This is a genomic window from Ferroplasma sp. Type II, assembly GCF_000496155.1.
In genome coordinates, this window is record NZ_KI542795.1 from 1 (window position 1) to 5928 (window position 5928).

The 5928-nt window shown below is 37.4% G+C and carries 8 protein-coding genes and 1 pseudogene; 4 read left to right on the forward strand and 5 right to left on the reverse strand.

Annotated features, from left to right (window positions below; all coding sequences use genetic code 11):
* Window positions 1-754: class I SAM-dependent methyltransferase (locus tag AMDU4_RS11635; RefSeq protein ID WP_021788161.1), on the reverse strand; the 754-nt coding region annotated here is incomplete at its 3' end.
* A 94-nt stretch (window positions 755-848) separates the two neighbouring features.
* On the opposite strand from AMDU4_RS11635, the gene AMDU4_RS11640 reads away from it, so the two are divergent.
* A complete protein-coding gene (locus AMDU4_RS11640; RefSeq protein WP_021788162.1) occupies window positions 849-1229 on the forward strand; it encodes a NifB/NifX family molybdenum-iron cluster-binding protein in 381 nt (126 codons plus the stop codon).
* A 46-nt stretch (window positions 1230-1275) separates the two neighbouring features.
* Here AMDU4_RS11640 and AMDU4_RS11645 read toward each other — a convergent pair whose 3' ends face one another.
* The gene (locus AMDU4_RS11645) at window positions 1276-1902 is read right to left on the reverse strand and encodes a zinc ribbon domain-containing protein (protein ID WP_021788163.1); all 627 of its coding nucleotides are present in this window, start codon (window positions 1900-1902) and stop codon (window positions 1276-1278) included.
* A gap of 326 nt (window positions 1903-2228) precedes the next feature.
* On the opposite strand from AMDU4_RS11645, the gene AMDU4_RS11650 reads away from it, so the two are divergent.
* Both AMDU4_RS11650 and AMDU4_RS11655 read left to right on the forward strand, forming a co-directional pair.
* On the forward strand, window positions 2229-2363 hold the full coding sequence (locus AMDU4_RS11650) for a hypothetical protein (RefSeq protein WP_290705233.1): 135 nt from the start codon (window positions 2229-2231) through the stop codon (window positions 2361-2363).
* 26 nt (window positions 2364-2389) lie between these two features.
* Window positions 2390-2653 carry a hypothetical protein gene (locus tag AMDU4_RS11655; RefSeq protein WP_290705236.1) on the forward strand — a complete coding sequence of 88 codons (264 nt, stop codon included), beginning with the start codon at window positions 2390-2392 and terminating at the stop codon, window positions 2651-2653.
* Window positions 2654-2698: 45 nt separating this feature from the next.
* On the opposite strand, the gene AMDU4_RS11660 is transcribed toward AMDU4_RS11655, so the two are convergent.
* Together AMDU4_RS11660 and AMDU4_RS11665 are read right to left on the reverse strand one after the other, a co-directional pair.
* On the reverse strand, window positions 2699-2944 hold the full coding sequence (locus AMDU4_RS11660) for a hypothetical protein (protein ID WP_021788164.1): 246 nt from the start codon (window positions 2942-2944) through the stop codon (window positions 2699-2701).
* Window positions 2944-3678, reverse strand: coding sequence for a hypothetical protein (locus tag AMDU4_RS11665; RefSeq protein ID WP_021788165.1), 735 nt, complete (start codon window positions 3676-3678; stop codon window positions 2944-2946). The genes AMDU4_RS11660 and AMDU4_RS11665 overlap by 1 nt, the downstream gene beginning before the upstream one ends.
* Window positions 3679-3999: 321 nt before the next feature.
* On the opposite strand from AMDU4_RS11665, the gene hutU reads away from it, so the two are divergent.
* A complete protein-coding gene (gene hutU / locus AMDU4_RS11670) occupies window positions 4000-5658 on the forward strand; it encodes a urocanate hydratase (RefSeq protein ID WP_021788166.1) in 1659 nt (552 codons plus the stop codon).
* Window positions 5659-5664: 6 nt separating this feature from the next.
* Here the strand turns inward: hutU and AMDU4_RS11675 are convergent.
* Window positions 5665-5928, reverse strand: a pseudogene (locus tag AMDU4_RS11675) (hypothetical protein); the annotation flags it as partial.

The window sequence follows — 5928 nt, forward strand, 5'->3', positions numbered from 1 at the left end:
TATTTCCTGGAGAAAGTACTCTGTTATCAAGATATTGCCATATTATACCAACAGAATCAAATCCACATCTGTTCAAAATGTCAATATGGTCTTCTAAGGTAATTTTCTGATCGTGTGATCCAGAGGTATAACGCCTTGACCTTTCCATCAGTTCCTCAGAGAAAACACCCTTATCTGCAATATATTTCCACCATTGGTCCCAGTTCATTGCCTCTTCTCTGGAAAGATTATCTCCTGATATTTTATCTCTTATTTTTGAATATAGATTCTGGATATATTCCGAATCATTATTGCTCCTGAAATGGTCTCCATCCATAAATATTCCTCCACTTTTAAGAATATTATAGAAATTTTCATACAGCGATATCAAATTAGACTTTGGGATCCAGTGCAATGCAGTAGTAGAAACTATGGCATCAAATTTCTCATCGTCTAGTGCGTGGATCCATTCATTTCCCTTCAGGTCATACTCAAGTATTCTCACCCTTGAAGCATATTTGGACACATTATTCTTCCCTATTCTTAAGAGTACAGGATCGTAATCTATTGAGTATATCCTTGCTTGTGGAAATTTCTCAGCAAGCCGTATGGTAAATGACCCTGGTCCACACCCCACATCAAGTATGTTATCTACCTTTGAATGCGAATTTTCAATTACATTCATCATAAAAGAAAATCGTTGTTCTCTCATCTCGATGAGTGCGTTTTGCTGTGATTCCCATGTTGACAGAAATTCATTGTACGATTCATTCATGCATGATAAATAATATTATTTGAATTAAATTTTTTGTATCTGCAGGCTATAGCAAAAAAAGAACTGCTTAAATGCTAATCCGGCATATACTTATATGGCAGTAAAAGTTGGAATACCTGTAAATGGGAGCAATATTAGCGGACCCGGGGAAGGAGCGGAAGTGCATATATTTGAAATAGAAAACACAAAATACAAACTTATAGACCGTTATGAAAATCCAGCTCTAAAAGCAACTTCGGCAAGGGGCATACATATGCTCAAATCGGTCCTGGGGAAAAATGTAGATGCAATAATAGTTGCAGAAATAGGGGAGCCAGGAGTACGTTTTCTCAAAAATAAGATAAAAATATACTATAACAATAACTTGAACGAAGATGAGGCAATGGAATCTTACATACATGGCAATCTTGAGGAAATAACACTACCGACTCACGAAGCACCACACAATTATGGCAATTCCCATGAATTGAAATAGATATATATGAAAATAATTAATTTTATTAAATTATAATGTTATAATCCTACTTTTGTCTTAGTTTATATCCACAGTTGGGGCAGTAAGTCATCTCCTCGGTAACTGGGTAGCCACAGTGAGGACACCGGAATGCAGTATCTGGAAGGTTTTCATTATTGTCTTCTGCCATATTTTCCCTTATATTCTCATATGGATTCTTGTTCTTTTCGTTTCCAAAAACGGCCATTCCGATATTTGCCCTTGGAGCCTTTGCCTTTGCCATGTCTATTTCATGTTTTCTGTTTTCTAATGCTTCTCTTTCTTTTTTCGTTGATACATCTTTCTTTGATATTGTTGCAAGACGTGTAATCTGGTCAACCCACATTTTTGATTTTTTTACTGCAAAATCTACTCTGGCAAGTTTTTTGGAATCATCATAATATTCTATGCTAAGCACCTGCTTGGTGAATAGCCTGAATGCCGGAACAGCAAAATTTGCATTCTCCACATTATAAAGAAAAAGGTTGAGATCCATAACAGCAGGGGATGCTCTGAAAACAGACCGCAGACCTTTCTTTTCAAATATAATTCTTTTATCTGTAAGAAACAGCAGTCCTTTTACATAAACATTATTTTCAATTTTCTTGGCTTTCGCATTAAGGAATTCATGCTCGTCGCTTTCATATATAGGCATTGCATACTTATCTTATATAAGATAATAAATTTTATCCAAGAATATTCATTCAGTTTAAGAAATTTTTCAGCTGGCATAGTTACTGAATCAAAATGGACACAACCGTGCATTATATTTAGAGTGCCCTATTTATGCTGGTGCAGAGGGAATTTTTCACCTGTTGTTGAACTTTTTTGTCTTGGTATACAAAAATATGCGAAAGTGTCTGTTCTTTCATTTGATATTACTTATATTTATTATCAGTCAGTATTTTGCATCCTGACATTTCAATAAAAATATTTTTAGGCTTTTGTCTATTGTCTATTGTTGTTAGGTGATAAGATTCCATGGAAATACAACTGATGAATAATGTAGCTTCCTACACCGATGCATTCAACATTTTATCAAGAAATTATCAGGAGCATGAAAACACACATGACAAAGCGCTTAAGGGAATATGTATCTGTAATAATCCAGAATAGGAAGGGAAAGAGCATTGTGTCCCTCAGTGATCTGGTCTCTGAATCTTATCAAAACGCCATGCACAGAACTATACAAAACATCAATCATGGTCCCCTGGGTATCCCTTCTCAAGAGGAGATTGGATATCAGCCAGTCATCCTTGTCATTGATGAGTCAATCATCCCAGAGTGGACACAGTGAAACCTTCAGGACAAGGATAGAGATTGCAGAGATCATGGAAAATGAGTCTTTGCTGAATTTCAGCGTGAAAAGCAACAGGACTCTGATGATTTATTTCAATCCATGCTAAAAATTAAAAATTAAACAGATTTTGACATCTGCTGGAAACGTGGGTTTATGGAAATTCCCTTTTATGCTTTTTATTTATTTTCCAAATTAAATAAAAAGCATATAACAGATATGCCCCTAGTGTAATCTGAGATAATATGGAGCCACTTAGAGTATTTAAATTAAATAAACTCGGCAGGGAAACTATTTTACTAGTAGATAGGGTCAGTGCAATGTCATTATATACAATGAATATTAGCCCCATTAATAATAATAAAAATTCGGGTTTACTTATCTTATTCTTATTATTCATCAATACCCCCATGGAACATTGTGTTCAGGTGCATGAATACTGCCAAGTCCTCCCCACGTTACATCGATATTTATACCCTGAAAATTACCTGCTGCGTCCATATTTAATATATAGAAAGCTCCCAGGGCGAGAAGTAGAGTTACTGCAGCTGCTATTAGAGTAGCAAAAAGACCAACACCAGTGAGGCCAGCCACAGTCGCTACGAATCCTGCTATTGCTGCCCCCGCCCCCAGATCTGTTGCGAGTTCAATAGTCTGTTGTTGATTAAATAATATAGCAATTCCAAGCCATCCATGGGAAAAACCATCAGGATTTCTTGAGAGTGGATTAGTGTGCGCATTCATTGCCTGATCTATATTAAAATGGTATGGTGATGATAGAGTAGTAGATAAAAGAGGGTAAATTGTTGCTTCCGTATTACTATTTCTAACGTTAATTAAAGTAAACAGGGATGAATATATGTGCCCATTTATGTAAATTGTCGTTGAAATGGCGTACATATTTTTATTTATTCCACTATATTTTGAGAAATCGATTGAAATGGATTTATGATCAACCATTAATGTTTTTGATGATAGACTTATTTGCTTTAAATTAAACGATTCTGCCATCGATATTAATGAGCTATGTATATTATATTGTGTGTTATGTTTGTTTGCATTGCTTATTTCCATTGCTTTAGCTGAATTGAGTTGATTACTATGTAATTCCGCCACAGGAACAAAAGCCACCATTACAAATATTGCGCCATTAACACACCTATTATTACTTTCCTTTTATTCATAATGATATAAACGTATGAATATATATATATCGGTAACAATATTAATAAATAATTTAGCAATAAATAATATAGTACCAGTGGTAATATTATAATGATAAATATAAAATTTTACAGGACAGGTGCGACCACAATAGGATCATAGAAATCGATTCCCGGGAATATGTTCACTGAATTCTTCAATAAGTGCACAAGCAGTATTTCTATGCCAGTAACTATAATTTAATCTGCGGCATAAAATAAGATTTAAATATTTTAATAGTTTTATTTTAATATGGAACATAAGGAAATCCATGCACCGCATGGCAATAAACTGAACACAAAGGGATGGTCCCAGGAAGGGGCACTCAGACTGATAATGAATAACCTCGATCCAATGGTTGCCAAGGATCCAGCAAATCTTATAGTATATGGTGGAAAGGGAAAGGCAGCAAGAAACTGGGAAGCCTATGACAAGATTATAGAATCACTGAAATCACTTGAAAATGATGAGACTTTGCTTGTCCAGTCCGGGAAGCCCGTGGGAATATTCAGAACCACAAAGGAAGCACCTAGAGTTCTTATAGTTAATGCACAGATAGTTCCACACTGGGCAACCGATGATATATTCTGGGATCTCGAGGCAAGAGGATTGACTATGTTCGGCCAGATGACTGCTGGATCCTGGGTTTACATAGGAACTCAGGGTGTACTCCAGGGAACATATGAAACACTGTATGCCCTTGCAAGGAAGGTTTACCACAGAGACAATCTGAATGGAAAATGGTTTCTCTCCGCAGGTCTGGGAGAAATGGGCGGTGCACAGCCACTGGCAGCCAAAATGAACGGTTGTACCAGCATTATTGTTGAAGTGGATATGGAGAAAATAAATAGAAGGCTCAGGGACAAGTATCTGGATACATACACCAAAAATATTGATGAGGCGCTTAAAATCAAGGATGAGGCAATTAAATCCGGAAAGCCCACATCCATTGCTGTTCTTGGAAACGCGGCAACGGTTTATCAGGAATTGCAGGATAAGGGCATAATCCCTGATATTGTTTCAGATCAGACAGCTGCCCATGATATAAACCTTGGATATGTCCCTGAGGGCTACACTATAGATAATTTCCAGAGGTTCAGGGAAGAAAATCCCAATGAATTCAAGAAGAAGGTTTATGAAACAATAGTAAAGCAGGTAAAATCTATGCTTTATTTTCAGTCCAGGGGTGCTTCAGTCTTCGATTATGGAAATGATATAAGAACAAGGGCAAAGGAAGGTGGACTGGAAAATGCCTTTGATATTCTGGGATATGTGCCCGCATACATAAGGGATTTATTTGCCATTGGTTCAGGGCCATTCAGGTGGCTGGCACTTTCTGGTAATCCGGAGGATATAAGGAAAATTGATGATGCCATACTGAAAAATATAGATGATAAGCATCTTACGGACTGGATAAAACTGGCAGGAGAATACGTACATTTCCAGGGACTGCCAGCAAGGATATGCTACGCATCCTATGGAGAAAGGGAAAAAATAGGGCTGATGATAAATGACATGGTACGGAATGGAGAACTTGAGGCGCCTGTTGCCATAGGCAGAGACCACCATGATACTGGATCAGTGGCATCTCCATACAGAGAAACAGAAGCCATGAAAGACGGAAGCGATGCAATAGCAGACTGGCCCATACTCAATGCACTGCTCAACGCTGTTTCCGGTGCCTCCTGGGTGTCCGTCCACCATGGAGGTGGAACAGGAATAGGCAATGCCATACATGCTGGTTTTGTTATAGTTGCTGATGGAACAGAAGATGCTGCCGGGAGAATAAAACGTGTACTGAATGCAGACCCGGGAATAGGAGTCATAAGGCATGCTGATGCGGGTTATGAATCATCCAGAGAAATTATAAAAAAAGGACCTAAATTCAAGAGCCCTTATTTCAGCAAATAATATTTTTTATTCTAATTTTATATTTTTTGTTTCAGGAAGCAATAAGGTCAGTAATATGGCAATAACCATTATAACGGCAAGAAATGTATAGGCATCGAAGTAATTTTTTCCATGTATTAGCAAGGCCATGGCTATTACACCCATAACAGCGCCTATCTTGCCCATCATGGAAGAAAATCCATATGATGTTCCCCTGAACCGTGTAATTGTAACTTCAGCAGGGAATATTCCAACGGTTGCCCCTCCAAAGGAATTGAAAAGCTCCAGAAA